Origin of the sequence: Janthinobacterium sp. GMG1, from assembly GCF_034427795.1 — a bacterium.
Taxonomy (GTDB): domain Bacteria; phylum Pseudomonadota; class Gammaproteobacteria; order Burkholderiales; family Burkholderiaceae_D; genus Janthinobacterium.
Window position 1 is genome coordinate 196,759 of the sequence record NZ_JAXQNT010000007.1, and the last position, 13,437, is coordinate 210,195.

General features: G+C 63.0%; 15 protein-coding genes. 11 read left to right on the forward strand and 4 right to left on the reverse strand.

The window, feature by feature from the left end:
• The first annotated feature begins 7 nt into the window (after nucleotides 1–7).
• Genes SJI03_RS19445 through SJI03_RS19485 form a run of 9 tightly spaced genes read left to right on the forward strand, consistent with a single transcriptional unit; the run spans nucleotide 8 to nucleotide 7,509 of the window.
• Nucleotides 8–1,507: an NADH-quinone oxidoreductase subunit M gene (locus tag SJI03_RS19445; RefSeq protein ID WP_072452736.1), complete on the forward strand. Its 1,500-nt coding sequence runs from the start codon at nucleotides 8–10 to the stop codon at nucleotides 1,505–1,507.
• A 16-nt stretch (nucleotides 1,508–1,523) separates the two neighbouring features.
• A complete protein-coding gene (nuoN, locus tag SJI03_RS19450) occupies nucleotides 1,524–3,026 on the forward strand; it encodes an NADH-quinone oxidoreductase subunit NuoN (protein ID WP_322428260.1) in 1,503 nt (500 codons plus the stop codon).
• 3 nt (nucleotides 3,027–3,029) lie between these two features.
• Nucleotides 3,030–3,353 carry a DUF2818 family protein gene (locus tag SJI03_RS19455; RefSeq protein ID WP_099378298.1) on the forward strand — a complete coding sequence of 108 codons (324 nt, stop codon included), beginning with the start codon at nucleotides 3,030–3,032 and terminating at the stop codon, nucleotides 3,351–3,353.
• A 57-nt stretch (nucleotides 3,354–3,410) separates the two neighbouring features.
• Nucleotides 3,411–3,983, forward strand: a complete 573-nt coding sequence (locus SJI03_RS19460) for an NUDIX domain-containing protein (RefSeq protein ID WP_099378299.1) — start codon at nucleotides 3,411–3,413, stop codon at nucleotides 3,981–3,983.
• Between the two features lie 8 nt (nucleotides 3,984–3,991).
• Nucleotides 3,992–4,687 carry a hypothetical protein gene (locus SJI03_RS19465; protein WP_233516156.1) on the forward strand — a complete coding sequence of 232 codons (696 nt, stop codon included), beginning with the start codon at nucleotides 3,992–3,994 and terminating at the stop codon, nucleotides 4,685–4,687.
• A 12-nt stretch (nucleotides 4,688–4,699) separates the two neighbouring features.
• Nucleotides 4,700–5,425, forward strand: coding sequence for a 2-C-methyl-D-erythritol 4-phosphate cytidylyltransferase (gene ispD / locus SJI03_RS19470; protein ID WP_322428261.1), 726 nt, complete (start codon nucleotides 4,700–4,702; stop codon nucleotides 5,423–5,425).
• A 20-nt stretch (nucleotides 5,426–5,445) separates the two neighbouring features.
• Nucleotides 5,446–5,949 carry a 2-C-methyl-D-erythritol 2,4-cyclodiphosphate synthase gene (ispF, locus tag SJI03_RS19475; protein ID WP_322428262.1) on the forward strand — a complete coding sequence of 168 codons (504 nt, stop codon included), beginning with the start codon at nucleotides 5,446–5,448 and terminating at the stop codon, nucleotides 5,947–5,949.
• Between the two features lie 36 nt (nucleotides 5,950–5,985).
• Nucleotides 5,986–7,149, forward strand: coding sequence for a PQQ-dependent sugar dehydrogenase (locus SJI03_RS19480; protein ID WP_322428263.1), 1,164 nt, complete (start codon nucleotides 5,986–5,988; stop codon nucleotides 7,147–7,149).
• A 57-nt stretch (nucleotides 7,150–7,206) separates the two neighbouring features.
• Nucleotides 7,207–7,509 carry a hypothetical protein gene (locus SJI03_RS19485; RefSeq protein ID WP_322428264.1) on the forward strand — a complete coding sequence of 101 codons (303 nt, stop codon included), beginning with the start codon at nucleotides 7,207–7,209 and terminating at the stop codon, nucleotides 7,507–7,509.
• A 3-nt stretch (nucleotides 7,510–7,512) separates the two neighbouring features.
• Here the strand turns inward: SJI03_RS19485 and SJI03_RS19490 are convergent, their stop codons facing one another.
• On the reverse strand, nucleotides 7,513–8,727 hold the full coding sequence (locus SJI03_RS19490) for an MFS transporter (protein WP_322428265.1): 1,215 nt from the start codon (nucleotides 8,725–8,727) through the stop codon (nucleotides 7,513–7,515).
• Between the two features lie 91 nt (nucleotides 8,728–8,818).
• On the opposite strand from SJI03_RS19490, the gene SJI03_RS19495 reads away from it, so the two are divergent.
• Nucleotides 8,819–9,439, forward strand: a complete 621-nt coding sequence (locus tag SJI03_RS19495; RefSeq protein ID WP_077407037.1) for a TetR/AcrR family transcriptional regulator — start codon at nucleotides 8,819–8,821, stop codon at nucleotides 9,437–9,439.
• On the opposite strand, the gene SJI03_RS19500 is transcribed toward SJI03_RS19495, so the two are convergent.
• Entirely contained in the window at nucleotides 9,440–9,778 is a 339-nt protein-coding gene (locus SJI03_RS19500) for an MmcQ/YjbR family DNA-binding protein (protein WP_099378307.1), read from the reverse strand.
• Between the two features lie 518 nt (nucleotides 9,779–10,296).
• On the opposite strand from SJI03_RS19500, the gene SJI03_RS19505 reads away from it, so the two are divergent.
• Nucleotides 10,297–10,953: a CCXG family PEP-CTERM protein gene (locus SJI03_RS19505; RefSeq protein ID WP_322428266.1), complete on the forward strand. Its 657-nt coding sequence runs from the start codon at nucleotides 10,297–10,299 to the stop codon at nucleotides 10,951–10,953.
• A gap of 99 nt (nucleotides 10,954–11,052) precedes the next feature.
• Here SJI03_RS19505 and SJI03_RS19510 read toward each other — a convergent pair whose 3' ends face one another.
• Both SJI03_RS19510 and SJI03_RS19515 read right to left on the reverse strand, forming a co-directional pair.
• On the reverse strand, nucleotides 11,053–12,033 hold the full coding sequence (locus SJI03_RS19510; RefSeq protein ID WP_099378309.1) for an FHA domain-containing protein: 981 nt from the start codon (nucleotides 12,031–12,033) through the stop codon (nucleotides 11,053–11,055).
• Entirely contained in the window at nucleotides 12,030–13,433 is a 1,404-nt protein-coding gene (locus tag SJI03_RS19515; protein WP_322428267.1) for a serine protease, read from the reverse strand. Before SJI03_RS19515 ends, SJI03_RS19510 begins: the two co-directional genes overlap by 4 nt.
• Between the last annotated feature and the right edge of the window lie 4 nt (nucleotides 13,434–13,437).

Here is a 13,437-nt window from a genome sequence, read left to right on the forward strand (position 1 = left end):
GAGAACCATGATGCAGTCTACGATTTCTACACTACCTCCTTACCTGAGTCTGTCGATCTGGGTGCCGATCATTTGCGGCGTCCTGATCCTGGCTCTCGGCCGTGACAGCAAAGCGGGCTTTACCCGCTGGCTGTCGCTGGCTGGCGCCGTGCTCAGCATGCTGTGCACCTTGCCGCTGATCCAGCATTTCGACAACGCCGCACACGGCATGCAATTCGTCGAAAAAGCACCGTGGATTGAAACCTTCAATATCTGGTACTCGCTGGGTATCGACGGCCTGTCCTTGTGGTTCGTGCCACTGACGGCGTTCATCACCGTCATCGTCGTCATTTCGGCCTGGCAAGTGATCGAGAAGCGCATCGCCCAGTACATGGGCTCGTTTTTGATCCTGTCGGGCCTGATGATCGGCGTGTTCTGCGCGCTGGACGGCTTGCTGTTCTACTTCTTCTTTGAAGCAACCCTGATCCCGATGTTCATCATCATCGGTATCTGGGGCGGTTCGAACCGCGTGTACGCGTCGTTCAAGTTCTTCCTGTACACCTTCTTCGGTTCGCTGCTGACCCTGGTTGCCATCATCTACCTGCGCAATGTGTCGGGCACCTTTGACATCCTGGCCTGGCATGCGTTCAAGCTGACGATGAACGAGCAGATCTTCATCTTCCTGGCCTTCCTGATGGCGTTTGCCGTGAAAGTGCCGATGTTCCCTGTCCACACGTGGCTGCCGGACGTCCACGTGGAAGCGCCTACCGGCGGTTCCGCCGTGCTGGCCGCCATCATGCTGAAACTGGGCGCCTACGGCTTCCTGCGTTTCTCGTTGCCGATCACGCCGGACGCCAGCCACTACCTGTCGGGCTTCATGATCACTCTGTCGCTGATCGCCGTGATCTACATCGGTCTGGTTGCCCTGGTGCAAACCGACATGAAAAAACTGGTCGCCTATTCGTCGATCGCGCACATGGGTTTCGTCACCCTGGGCTTCTTCATGTTCAACGACATTTCGGTGCAGGGCGGTATCGTGCAGATGGTCTCGCACGGTTTCATCTCCGGCGCGATGTTCCTGTGCATCGGCGTGCTGTATGACCGCATGCATACCCGCAATATCGCCGATTACGGCGGCGTCGTGAACCGCATGCCGAAATTTGCCGCCTTCTTCGTGCTGTTCTCGATGGCCAACTGCGGTCTGCCAGCCACTTCCGGCTTCGTCGGCGAGTTCATGGTGATCCTGGGCGCAGTGAAATACAACTTCTGGATCGGTCTGCTGGCTGCAACGGCACTGATCTGGGGCGCGGCGTACTCGCTGTGGATGGCCAAGCGCGTGGTGTTCGGCAAGATCAAGAACAAGCATGTGGCCGAACTGACCGACATCAACAAACGTGAATTCTTCATGCTTGCTGTGCTGGCCATCGCCGTGCTCGTGATGGGTCTGTACCCAGCCCCGTTCACCGACACGATGCAAACTTCGGTTGCTGACCTGCTGCAGCATGTCGCCACCAGCAAGTTGCCTTAAATAGAAGACCGATAACATGACTAATGCACCTAATCTGGTACCGCTGTACGCGGAAATCTTTCTGCTGATCGCCACGTCGGCGCTCTTGCTGATCGATATGTTCTTGCCTGCGGCGAAGCGTTCGATCACTTACGTGCTGGCCTTGCTGACCCTGGCCGGCTGCGCCTTGCTGACCGTGGGCGACTTCAACGCGGGCACCACCGTCTACACGTTCCACAACATGTTCGTGTCGGACCCGATGTCGCAGCTGCTGAAACTGTTCTCGTACGGCGCCGTGGCGCTGACTCTGATCTACTCGCGTGCCTATGCCACCGACCGCAACATGCTGTCGGGTAACCTGGGCGGCGAGTTCTACGTGCTGGCCCTGTTTGCACTGCTGGGCCAGATGATCATGATCTCGGCCAACAACTTCCTGATCATCTACCTGGGTCTGGAACTGATGTCGCTGTCGCTGTACGCACTGATCGCTTTGCGCCGTGACAATGCCAAGGCCACGGAAGCGGCCATGAAATACTTCATCCTGGGCGCACTGGCTTCCGGTTTCATGTTGTACGGTATCTCGATGCTGTACGGCGCGTCCGGCACGCTGGACCTGGGCGAACTGCGCGTGGCGCTGGAAAACGGCAAGACCAACGGCACCATCATGGTCTTCGGCCTGGTGTTCCTCGTTGCCGGCCTGGCCTTCAAACTGGGCGTCGTGCCATTCCACATGTGGGTGCCTGACGTGTATCAAGGTTCGCCGACGGCCGTGACCTTGCTGCTGGGCGCGGCGCCGAAACTGGCTGCCTTTGCCATCGCCCTGCGCCTGCTGGCCGAAGGCTTGCTGCCGATGGCGCATGACTGGCAGCAAATGCTGCTGGTGCTGGCCGTGATGTCGCTGGCCATCGGTAACTTCACCGCCATCGCGCAAACCAATTTGAAGCGTATGTTGGCGTACTCGACCATCGCACAAATGGGCTTCGTTCTGCTGGGCTTGCTGTCCGGTACCGTTGACGCACCGAACAACACCCTGAACGCGGCTGGCGCAGCCACCGCCTACGGCGCTTCGATGTACTACGTCATCACCTACGTGTTCACCACGCTGGGTACCTTTGGCGTGATCATGTTGCTGGCACGTAATGGTTTCGAAGCAGAAGAACTGGCCGACTTCAAGGGCCTGGGCAAACGCAGCCCGATCTTCGCGCTGGTGATGACCCTGTTCATGTTCTCGCTGGCCGGCGTGCCGCCGCTGATGGGCTTCATGGCCAAGTACTCGGTGCTGGCTTCCGTGCTGGCCACGGGCCAGCTGTGGCTGACCATCGCTGCCGTGCTGTTCTCGCTGATCGGTGCCTTCTACTACCTGCGCGTCGTGAAAATGATGTGGTTTGACGAGCCGACGGACAGCAATGCGCTGGTCGTGCATGGCGACATGCGCGTCGTGCTGGCTTTGAACGGCGTGTTCGTCCTGGCGCTGGGTGTGATGCCTAACAGCATTCTGGCTGCCTGCGCGACCGCCATCACCAAGACCCTGGCGTCCTGACCGATGGATGTCACCGCTTCGAGCTGGCTGGTGATCGCCCTGGGTATCCTGGGCGCCAACCTGCCTTTCCTGAACGAGAAACTGTTTGCCGCCGTACCCTTGAAAAAGGCGGCGCAAGCAGAGCAGGGCTGGCGCAAGCCGCTGGCGCTGCGCCTGCTGGAGATGGTGATTCTGTACTTCATCGTCGGCGCCGTGGCATTCGCGCTCGAAGCGCGCATCGGCAACGGTTTCCCGCAGACGTGGGAGTTCTACGCCATCACAGGCTGTCTGTTCCTGGTGCTGGCTTTCCCGGGGTTTGTGAGCCGTTATTTACGCAAACGCCGCTAGGCAACATCTCCGAAAGCGGCGCCTCTGGCGCCGTTTTTTATTGAATAAAGGAATCCCATGGATACCCAAGCCACTGATACGCAATTGATTGAAACCAAGGTCGATGGCGAGCTCGTCTACCAAGGCGGCTTCCTGCGCGTGCAGCGCGACCGTGTTGCCTTGCCTGATGGCAAGATCACGGCGCGCGAATTCGTGCTGCATCCGGGCGCCGTCGTCATCCTGCCGCTGCTCGACGATGGCACGGTGCTGATGGAGCGCCAGTACCGCTATCCGTTGGACCGGGTCTTCATTGAATTCCCGGCCGGCAAGATCGATGCGGGAGAATCGCACCTGGCGTGCGCCCAGCGCGAGTTGCTGGAAGAAACGGGCTACACGGCCAGCGACTGGCAATTCGTCTCCACCATCCATAACGCCATCGCGTATTCCGACGAACACCTGGAATTGTTCCTGGCGCGCGGCCTGGTGGCCGGCGAACGCCAGCTCGACGAAGGCGAATTCCTGGAAACGTTTACGGCCACCGTGCCGCAACTGCTGGACTGGGTCAAGGATGGCACGATCACGGACGTGAAAACCGTCATCGGCATCTTCTGGCTCGACAAGATTACCAGCGGCGCCTGGCAAGCAGCTTGATCCTGCGCATGCGCACGGTTCTTTTTCTGCTGCTGACCTGCATCACCTTGGAGGCGCAGGCGCAGGCGCGCACGCCGTTCCAGGTGCGCTGCGAGGACACGATCAGCAAGACGGTGTCCGTGCTGACGGCGCAGCAGAACGGCTACAGCATCGACACGCATCTGCCGTACAAGGCGTTGACGGTGATGAAGGGTACGGCGCGCGCGAATACCTGGGTGCTGGGACTGACGAAGACGGATTCGCGCGTGGCCATCGCCCTGGCCGGTCCCATGCTGCAGGACCCGGCCAGCGGCTATGAATGCGTGGCGCCGCAGATCACCGTGACCCTGACGTATGCGCCCGTGGTGATCTATATCGGCCGCGAGTTTGCCCCCGGCACTTGCGCGTATGATGAGATACTTGCGCACGAGCTGCGGCACATGAAAACCTATATGGAACACTTGCCGCGCGTTGAAAAGACCGTGCGCGCGGCGCTGGCCAAGCGCTTCGAGGCGCGGCCCCTGTATGCGCCCAGCGGCACGGCCAAGGCGGCGCTGGCGCGCGAGATCGACACGGGCTGGTTGCCATACGTCAAGGCCGAAATGCGCAAGGTGGAAGCCTTGCAGGCGGCCATTGATTCTCCGCAAGAATATGCGCGCCTGGGCAAGGCCTGCAAGGGCGAGATCCAGAATATCCTGACGGGCAAGACAGCGCCCGGCAACTAGACAAGGAATGGCATGACAGCAGCACCGAATAGCGTCCGTTACTTTGCGTTGATCCCCGCCGCCGGCGTGGGCGCGCGCATGGAAGCGGGCAGTCCCAAGCAGTATTTACCCATCGCCGGCAAGCCCATGCTGCGCCACGCGCTCGACGCCTTTCTCGCCAGCCCCCTGATCGCGCACACGTATGTCGTCGTCAGCGCGGAGGATGGCATGATTGATACTGTCGTGCCGGAACACGGCGCAGGGGTTGGCGTATCGGTGTTGCGCTGCGGCGGCGCCACGCGCATGGAAACCATCCTGAATGGCCTGCAGGCGCTGCACGGCAGCATAGCTGCCCACGACCAGGTGCTGGTGCACGACGCGGCGCGCCCTGGTCTGACGCCGGCACTGATTGCAAAACTCATTGCCGAAGTCGGCGCGCATCCGGCCGGCGGCTTGCTGGCCTTGCCCGTGGTCGATACCGTCAAGCGGGCCGGGCCGGGCGGCCTGTCGACGCAGACGGTGCCGCGCGACGGCCTGTGGCTGGCGCAGACGCCGCAAATGTTCAGCTATGCGCTGCTGCACCAAGCCTTGTCCGAAGCGCCCGATCCGCAAGCGATTACCGACGACGCCAGCGCCGTCGAAGCGCTGGGCCTGGCGCCCAGGCTGGTTGAAGGCCACCCGCGCAACCTGAAGGTGACCTTGCCGCGCGACATACACACGGCCGAGCTGTACTTGGCTCATTTCTTGGCCCATCCTTGAATCCTGAATCGAAAGACCGCATGACGACCATCACCACTCCCGTATTGCCATTTCGCATCGGCCAGGGCTATGACTGCCACGCGCTGGTGGAAAACCGCGACCTGATCATCGGCGGCGTGAACATCCCCCATCACCTGGGCTTGCTCGGCCATTCCGACGCGGACGTGCTGCTGCACGCGATTACGGACGCCATCTTCGGCGCCGCCGCCCTGGGCGACATCGGCCGCCATTTCCCCGACACGGACGCGCAATTCAAGGGCGCCGATTCGCGCACCCTGCTGCGCGAAGCCGTGCGCCGCGTGCAGGCGACCGGTTATATCATCGGCAATATCGACGCCACCATCATCGCCCAGCGTCCGAAAATGGCGCCGCATATCGCCGCCATGTGCGCCAATGTGGCGGAAGACCTGGGCGTGAGTGTGGGCCAGGTCAACATCAAGGCCAAGACAAATGAAAAACTGGGCTACCTGGGCCGTGAAGAAGGCATCGCGGCCGAAGCCGTGGCCTTGCTGCTGCGCGCCTGATACGCTACCGATGATCGACCACTGACAGGAGAGAGCATGTTCCAGCGACGCCGTATCAGCATTGTGCTTGCATGGGCACTGACCGCCGCGCCATCGGCCTGGGCCGAACTGCAAGCCACGGGCGAGCCGCCCGCCGCGAAACAGGGCTGGAAGGCCGAGACCGTCGCGCAGGGCGTGCGCCAGCCGTGGGGCATCGCCTGGCTGGGCGAGGGGCGCGCGCTCGTCACCAGCATGCAGGGCACTTTGCACCTGCTGAACGGCAAGAAATTCGAGGACGTGGCGCTGGAAGGCATGCCCAAGGTATTTACGGGCGGGCAGGGGGGCTTGCTCGATATCGTCATTCACCCGCAAGATGCCAGCAAGCCGAATCCACGCGTCTACATGACGGTGTCGACGGGCACGAATGACGCCAACCGCACGACGCTCGTGCGCGGCGTGTTCGACGGCAAGAAGGTGACGGGCATCCAGACACTGTTCAAGGTCGCCACGGACAAGAGCGGCGGGCAGCACTTCGGTTCACGCCTGCTGTGGCTGCCGGACGGCACCTTGCTGATGAGCGTGGCCGATGGCGGCAATCCGCCGTTGCGCATCGGTGACCGCCTGGCGCGCGAGCAGGCACAGAATCTGGCCACGCACCAGGGTTCCATCCTGCGCCTGACGGACGAGGGCAAACCGGCGCCCGGCAATCCGCTGGCGGCCAAGGGCGCCTTGGCGGAAATCTGGTCGTACGGCCACCGCAACGTGCAGGGCATGGCGCTTGATCCCGTCTCCGGCCGCGTGTGGGCCACGGAACACGGTCCGTACGGCGGCGACGAGCTGAACCTGGTGGTGGCGGGCGGCAACTACGGCTGGCCCCTGCAAAGCTATGGCGCCGACTACAAGACGCACGAACCGGTCGGCAAGCATGAAGTGGCGGGCATGCTCAATCCGAGCGTGGCCTGGGTGCCATCGCCGGCGCCGTCGGGGCTGGCCGTCTACACGGGCGACAAGATTGCCGCCTGGCGCGGCAGCATCTTCAGCGGCGGCCTGGCGGCCCAGGATATCCGCCGCATCGCCGTCGATGCAAATGGCAAGGTGACGGGGCAGGACCGCCTGTCCATCGGCGCGCGCGTGCGCGACGTGCGCCAGGGCCCGGATGGCTATCTGTATGCGCTGACGGATGAAGACAATGGCCGCTTGCTGCGCATCGTGGCGCAGTAGCACGGCAGGCGCCATCTTCGCTTAAGATGGCGCCTTTACTTCATTCAAGGTGGCGGCATGGCCCGTGATACTTATGCATACCGGCACGTCGCCGTCGAATCGCGCGCGGTTCATGGCCGCGTGGAAATCCGCCCCGTGCCGGGCCAGGCTTTTTCACCGGAACTGGCCGTGCAGTGTTCGCGCCGCCTCGTCGACCTGCAGCGCTATCCGCTGGGCAGCCGTTTTCTGCTCTTTGCCAAGCTGACGGACCGCCTGGGCGGCACGCCTTTCCTGTACGCATATCACGGCGACGCGGACGTGGTGATGACGCCGGCCGAAGTGACGAAATTTCTCGGCGAATTTCGCCGCGGCCGCATTTGATACCTACGATGCGATGCAGGCCGCGCCGGCCTTGACGCTGGCCTGCGGCTTGCCGAAGATGGCGATCGTCAGAGCGCAGCCGAGGGCGAACAGGCCGCCTACCACCATCGCGCTGGACACGCCTAGCCGGTCGACGGCCATGCCACCCAGCAAGGCGCCGGACGCCAGCGACACTTGCACGATGGCGACAAACAGCGCGCTGCTGCCTTCCATCAAGTGCGGCGCCGCCTTGAACATCCACGTCTGCACGGCGATCGGCATGGCGCCGAAACCGAAACCCCACACGGCCACCAGCAGCATGGCGGTGAGCGAATGGCTGCCGAACGCAGCCAGGGCCAGGGTGGACAAGCCCAGCACGGCGCCCGTCACCATCAGCGCGGCCCGTTCGTAGCGGCCGGCGGCCCAGCCGCCCACGAGGTTGCCGATGAAGCCGGAAGCGCCGTACACGAGCAGCATGGCGCTGACCGTGCCGGCCGCCAGGTGCGAGATTTGCGTGAGGAAGGGCGCGATATACGTGTAGGCGGCGAACTGGCCCGTGAAGAGCATGGCCGTGGCGATCAGGCCCAGCCTGGCCTTGCGGATGCCGAAAATCATCGGCAACTGGCGCAAGCGGATGGCCTGCGTCGGTGGCAGTTTGGGCAGCAGCAATAGCTGGCCGAGGAAGACCAGCACGGCAATGGCGCTGGCAGCGCCGAAAGCCACTCTCCATCCCACCAGCTCGCCCACCAGAGCGCCGGCCGGCACGCCCGCTACCGTGCCCAGCGAGACGCCGGCGAAGATGATGGACATGGCGCGCGACGCATGCTGCGGCGCCACCAGGCGCGGGCCGATGGCGCTGCCGATGGCCCAGAAGCCGCCCACGCCCACGCCCAGCATGGCGCGGCCCAGCAGTATCCACGCGTATGAAGGCGCTAGCGCCACCAGCAGGTTCGAGGCGACCAGCAGGGCCGTGAGGGCCAGCAGCACGATGCGGCGGTCCAGGCGGCCCGAGCCGACGGTGACGAAGATGGCGGCAAAGGCGGCAACGATGCCGGGCGTGGTGATCATCAAGCCAGCCTGGCCCTTGCTGATGGCCAGTTCGGCGGCCATGGCCGGCAGCAGGCCGACGGGCAGGAATTCGGAGGTGACGAGGGCGAAAGCGCCGATGCCGACGGACAAGACGGCCAGCCACGGCGCCACGGTGGTATCGTCGTCAGTAGGGTTGGAAGGTGTGTGCATAGGGGTTCCTGAAAAGCCCGGAGGTTTTTAACCGGTCGGTATATAATCAGGGCAGGCGGACATTGTTGTCAATAATTTTTTACCGAACGGTATGAAACAAGATAAAAAAGAGGAAGCCGTCAAGGCGAAAACGGGGCGGCCACGCACGTTCGACGCGGACGAGGCGCTCGATTGCGCCATGAAAGTGTTCTGGGAAAAGGGTTATGAAGGTAGTTCCCTGCCGGAATTGACGAAGGCCATGGGCATGAACCGGCCCAGCCTGTATGCCGTGTTCGGCAACAAGGAGCAATTGTTCCACAAGGCGCTCGAGCGCTACAGTGACACGCGCATGCGGTTTTTCGACGCGGCGCTGGAACAGCCGACGGCGCGCCAGGTGGTGGAAGCCTTGCTGACGCAGTATGTCGACGCGCAAACCATGCCGGACGGTCCGCACGGCTGCATGGGCGTCAATGCGGCGCTGGCCTGCAGCGACGATGCCTTGCCGATCCGCGATGAATTGTTCGCGCGCCGGCTGCGCGGTGAGATCAAGCTGCGCGACCGCTTGCGGCGCGCGAAGGAAGAGGGGGATTTGCCGCCCGATTCCTGCCCCGAGCAGCAGGCGCGCTTTGTCGTGACCCTGTCGCAGGGCATGGCCATCCAGGCGGCCGCCGGCGTCTCGCGCGAGCAATTGCAGCAGATGGTGGGCTTGCTGCTGCGCAATTGGCCGATGTAACTAGCCTGTCGGGGCGATGGTCTTGGCCAGGTCGCTGGGCGCCTTGCGCCGCCAGGCGGCCGTCAGGGCGGCGGCCAGCATGTCCAGTTCGGCATCCGCCAGGCGCACCGTGATGCCGGCCAGGCGTTCGCCCCACCACAGCTTCTCGCAGCCTGACGGCGTGATGACGGTGGCGATATGCGCCGCTTCCGCATCGAGCAGAACGTTGATGTGCTCGTCATCGGGCAGGGTGGCAAAGATCTTCCCGCCCACGCGGAAGGCCGGACGGTCGTGGTGTTCTTCCTCGGTGGCGTCGGGAAACGACAGTGCCAGATAGCGTAGTTCTTCCAGGTCGACCATTCCTCTTTCCCCCAGTTCGGACAGATAGCAGCGTGACTACATTTTGCCATGCTGTTTCGCCCCGTGGTGCAGCGGCATGCGAAAAGAAATGCGCACGATGCGACACTGTCGCGCGCGCTTGTGGCGCTTGCGCGACAGGTCCGGCTACCGCTCCAGGGGCAAAATGCCCGTCCAAGCAGGCCTGTTCAGCCTTTTTGCGTGTGATTGTCATAAAAGTATCTTACATGACTAAAAGAAAAATACTTTTCTTCTAGGGAATTTAAGATAGAATAGATTCAACGTTTCACCTGACCCGTCAACTGTCTGGTTTTGTCCCGGGAACCCGAACCCTTTCCAGGACGCTTGCAGTGCCGCCATGGCACGCCGCAAGTCCGCGCTGTTTTGCGGAAGCCACGTCCCCGACCGCTCATCCTTGCAATTCTTGCGCTACGCCGACACGCCTCAATGCAGCGTGTATTCAGCTCAAGCGCCTTCACGCCTGTTGCGCCCGTTGAATACTTACTGACTGGATACTTATCATGAAAAACTTGCCTAAATTCGCCCTGTCCCTGATCGTCGCTGGTGTGTTTTCCCACGCGAACGCCAGCACCATCACCGTGTCCACCGGCTACTCGAACGCCGGCGCGCAAGCTTCCGCCGCCGCTTACCAGTCCGTGGTGAATGCCGCCGTGGCCACGCCGGGCGCCGGCTATGGCACGACAACGATCGCCAGCTACAACAACTTCACGAATAGCAGCCTGTTTGGCGCCGGCAGCAACATTGCCTTCAAGTCGGTGATCAATTTTGGCGTCAGCGCAGCCGATGCGGGTGCCTGGAGCTTCCGCAGCGGCGTCGATTTCGGCAAGGGCGGCGCCCTGTTCCTCGACGGCGTTGCGCTGGATTTCAAGAGCAGCGACTTGTGGTGGGCTGGCAATTACAATAGCAGCAGCCAGTTCCTCGGCGGTTCGGGTACCTTGTCGGCCGGCAACCACACCTTGAGCATCTTTGGCCTGGAAAACTGCTGCGATGGCGGCCAGCAAGTCCAGTTCAAGGCGGGCAACAACAATTTCGCCAGCTTTTCCAGCACCGATGGCCTGGTGTCGGCCGTGCCGGAACCAAGCACCTATGCCATGCTGCTGATCGGCCTGGGCTTGCTGGGTTTCACGGCGCGCCGCAAGCAAGATGACAAGTTCTAAGCGCAAGTCTTAAGTAGCACTCTTCTGCGCGCCTCGCGGCGCACGTAAAAAAGCCCGCCGGTCTGCTAGGACACGGCGGGCTTTTTGCATGGCGGCGGCTTAATCGCCGCTGTCTTCGTCTTCGTCGGCGCCCTTGGCCGCCTGGCCGCGCTCGGCGTCGACGGCGCGCTGCAGGCTGGCCGCATCGCGGAAGAAGGCGTCCGTCGTGTGATTCGGGCTCAGGCGCAACGCTGGCGGATAGATCACGGACATGTAGGGCTCGTCGGCCAGGCGGCCGCTGGCTTGCAGGTTGCTCAGCAGGATCAGGGTCGAGCCAAGGATGGCCAGCACGATGGCGACGAGGCCGAAGCGGCGCGGATGCTGCGGCTTGATCGTGCACAAATGGTAGTAAATCATGACGCATACAATGACGATGAACATATGCCGTCCGTAGCGCGTCAGCACTTCCAGCGACAGCGCATACGCCGCCACGTTGCTGCCCAGTTCCCACACTTCCATGGCCAGCAAGCCGCAGCCGATGATGAACAGGTGGCGGCCGAAGCGCGCCACATGGCCAAACAGGCGGTTTGCCACGGCCCAGATCGACGCCCACACGAGGCCGCCGGCCAGCGCGTAGGCGATGATCATCAGGTAGGAAATGGGTTCGAAGGCGTCCGCATCACTGAGCCAGTTGCTGAAGGCGGCCGAGGCGCCGATCATGGTCAGGCCGGCAACGGCGGGGCGCAAGCCTTCCCAGTCGTGCCTGGTCGTGTCGCCCAGTTCGGGCGCCACCGGTTGGTCGCTGGCGCGCACGCGCAGGCGCGTGTGGCCCAGGCGCACGATGCTGTTGCCGCTCATGGCCACTTGCAGTTGCCGCTGTCCCCGGTGGATCACGCCATTCTGGCTGCCCAGGTCGCGCAGCAGCAGGCCGCCCGCGCCGTCGTCCTCGACAATGGCGTGCGCGGCGGCCGTATGCGCGTCGTCGAGGATGAAGTCGTTGTCGTAGCCACGTCCGATGCGGATCGGCAGGGATTCGATCCGCTGGCGTTGCCGCACCTCGCCATTCTCGGCGAGGATTTCGATGAAGTATGGTGCTTTCATGGCTTGCGGCTGCTGGTGGTGGAGGGCGCGCGCGACAGCGCTTCGAGGAAGGTGCGCGTGACGCGCATGCCGTTGGCGTAGGACACGCCGCGCGCGTCGATGCGGCTTTGCAGGCTCATGAGTGGCTCATCGGTGCTGGCGGCCAGCAGGGCAAAGTCGTACAGTCCCGTAAACTTGCGGTAGGCGCGCACGCACAGGATGGCGCGCAGGGGCAGGGTGGTGTTCTTGACGAACTGTTCGGTGCATTGCGGGCCGGTCAGATTCACGCTCTTGTAGCTGCCGAAACTTTCATTCTTGAACGAAGCGCTGGCCAGCTCGGAAAAGCGCAGCGGGCCCAGTTCGCTGCTGCGCAAAAATTCGTGGCGCATCGACACTTGCCCCGTCTGCAGGGCGCCGGAGATGAAGATGGCCGATTCCATGGCGCAGCTGGTGTTGTCGAGCATGTAGGGTTTGTCTGACTTGACGTTGGAGCGGCCCCAGCAGCGCATCTGGTCGGACTCGCGCACGGGCACGCGATACGGGCCCATGGCTTTCAGGCTCAAGGGCGTATCGAGCAGGCGCGCCAGCATGACTTCCTGGTGCGCCAGCAGTTGCGCCGTCACCAGCGGCTTGAAGTCCTTCGGCGGCTTGCCTTGCTGCGCCACCTTGGCCAGCAATTGCTGCGCATAGCGGGCGGGCACGAGAAAACTGACGAGTTCGCCGTCGAGGCGTTTCGACACGTTCACACCGGCGACGTCGCCATTCGCGGTGACGCTGGGGCCGCCGCTCATGCCGGAATTGATCGGTCCCGTAAACATCAGCTGGTCGTAGAAGCTGCGCGTGACGACGCCGTTGTACGAGCCTTCCGAAATAGCGAAGCCCAGGTCCAGCGGATTGCCCATCGAATACAGGTACTGGCCCTGGGTCAGCGGCGCCAGCGGCTCCGGCATCTTGAAGAAACCCGTGCCGTGGCGGTTCACGCGCAATACCGCCAGGTCGTGCAGCACGTCGACGGCCAGCAATTCCACATTGCCGCGCTGGCCGCTCGTGTCGACCCACTCGCCCACATAGGTATCGGGGTCGAGGGCGAATTGCGACACGACGTGATAGTTGCTGACCACCAAGTCGCCCGTGCCGATCAAAAAGCCCGAGCCGACCGACGATTGCGTGCGGCCGTTCTTCAGCAGCACGCGCACTTGCAGGATGTCGGCACGCGCGGCCGTGTACAGCTTTTGCGCGGCCGATGAGGGCGGCGGCAGGGCCGCATGTTCGGTGGCGGCGGGCGCGGCGGTGGCCGGCGGCGGCTTGATGAGGGGAGTCGATGCGGTGGGGAGCGCGGCTGGCGCAGGCGCCGGCACCGCGTGTGCGCCTGCGCCAGCGCACAGGCTGGCCAGCAAGCAGGCGTAGTTAGATAATTTCATGCAT

Excerpts from the sequence above, each read along its gene's own strand:
- SJI03_RS19445 (WP_072452736.1), top strand. The coding sequence starts at position 8 with ATGATGCAGTCTACGATTTCTACACTACCTCCTTACCTGAGTCTGTCG.
- nuoN (WP_322428260.1), top strand. The coding sequence starts at position 1,524 with ATGACTAATGCACCTAATCTGGTACCGCTGTACGCGGAAATCTTTCTG.
- SJI03_RS19455 (WP_099378298.1), top strand. The coding sequence starts at position 3,030 with ATGGATGTCACCGCTTCGAGCTGGCTGGTGATCGCCCTGGGTATCCTG.
- SJI03_RS19460 (WP_099378299.1), top strand. The coding sequence starts at position 3,411 with ATGGATACCCAAGCCACTGATACGCAATTGATTGAAACCAAGGTCGAT.
- SJI03_RS19465 (WP_233516156.1), top strand. The coding sequence starts at position 3,992 with ATGCGCACGGTTCTTTTTCTGCTGCTGACCTGCATCACCTTGGAGGCG.
- ispD (WP_322428261.1), top strand. The coding sequence starts at position 4,700 with ATGACAGCAGCACCGAATAGCGTCCGTTACTTTGCGTTGATCCCCGCC.
- ispF (WP_322428262.1), top strand. The coding sequence starts at position 5,446 with ATGACGACCATCACCACTCCCGTATTGCCATTTCGCATCGGCCAGGGC.
- SJI03_RS19480 (WP_322428263.1), top strand. The coding sequence starts at position 5,986 with ATGTTCCAGCGACGCCGTATCAGCATTGTGCTTGCATGGGCACTGACC.
- SJI03_RS19485 (WP_322428264.1), top strand. The coding sequence starts at position 7,207 with ATGGCCCGTGATACTTATGCATACCGGCACGTCGCCGTCGAATCGCGC.
- SJI03_RS19490 (WP_322428265.1), bottom strand. The coding sequence starts at position 8,727 with ATGCACACACCTTCCAACCCTACTGACGACGATACCACCGTGGCGCCG.
- SJI03_RS19495 (WP_077407037.1), top strand. The coding sequence starts at position 8,819 with ATGAAACAAGATAAAAAAGAGGAAGCCGTCAAGGCGAAAACGGGGCGG.
- SJI03_RS19500 (WP_099378307.1), bottom strand. The coding sequence starts at position 9,778 with ATGGTCGACCTGGAAGAACTACGCTATCTGGCACTGTCGTTTCCCGAC.
- SJI03_RS19505 (WP_322428266.1), top strand. The coding sequence starts at position 10,297 with ATGAAAAACTTGCCTAAATTCGCCCTGTCCCTGATCGTCGCTGGTGTG.
- SJI03_RS19510 (WP_099378309.1), bottom strand. The coding sequence starts at position 12,033 with ATGAAAGCACCATACTTCATCGAAATCCTCGCCGAGAATGGCGAGGTG.
- SJI03_RS19515 (WP_322428267.1), bottom strand. The coding sequence starts at position 13,433 with ATGAAATTATCTAACTACGCCTGCTTGCTGGCCAGCCTGTGCGCTGGC.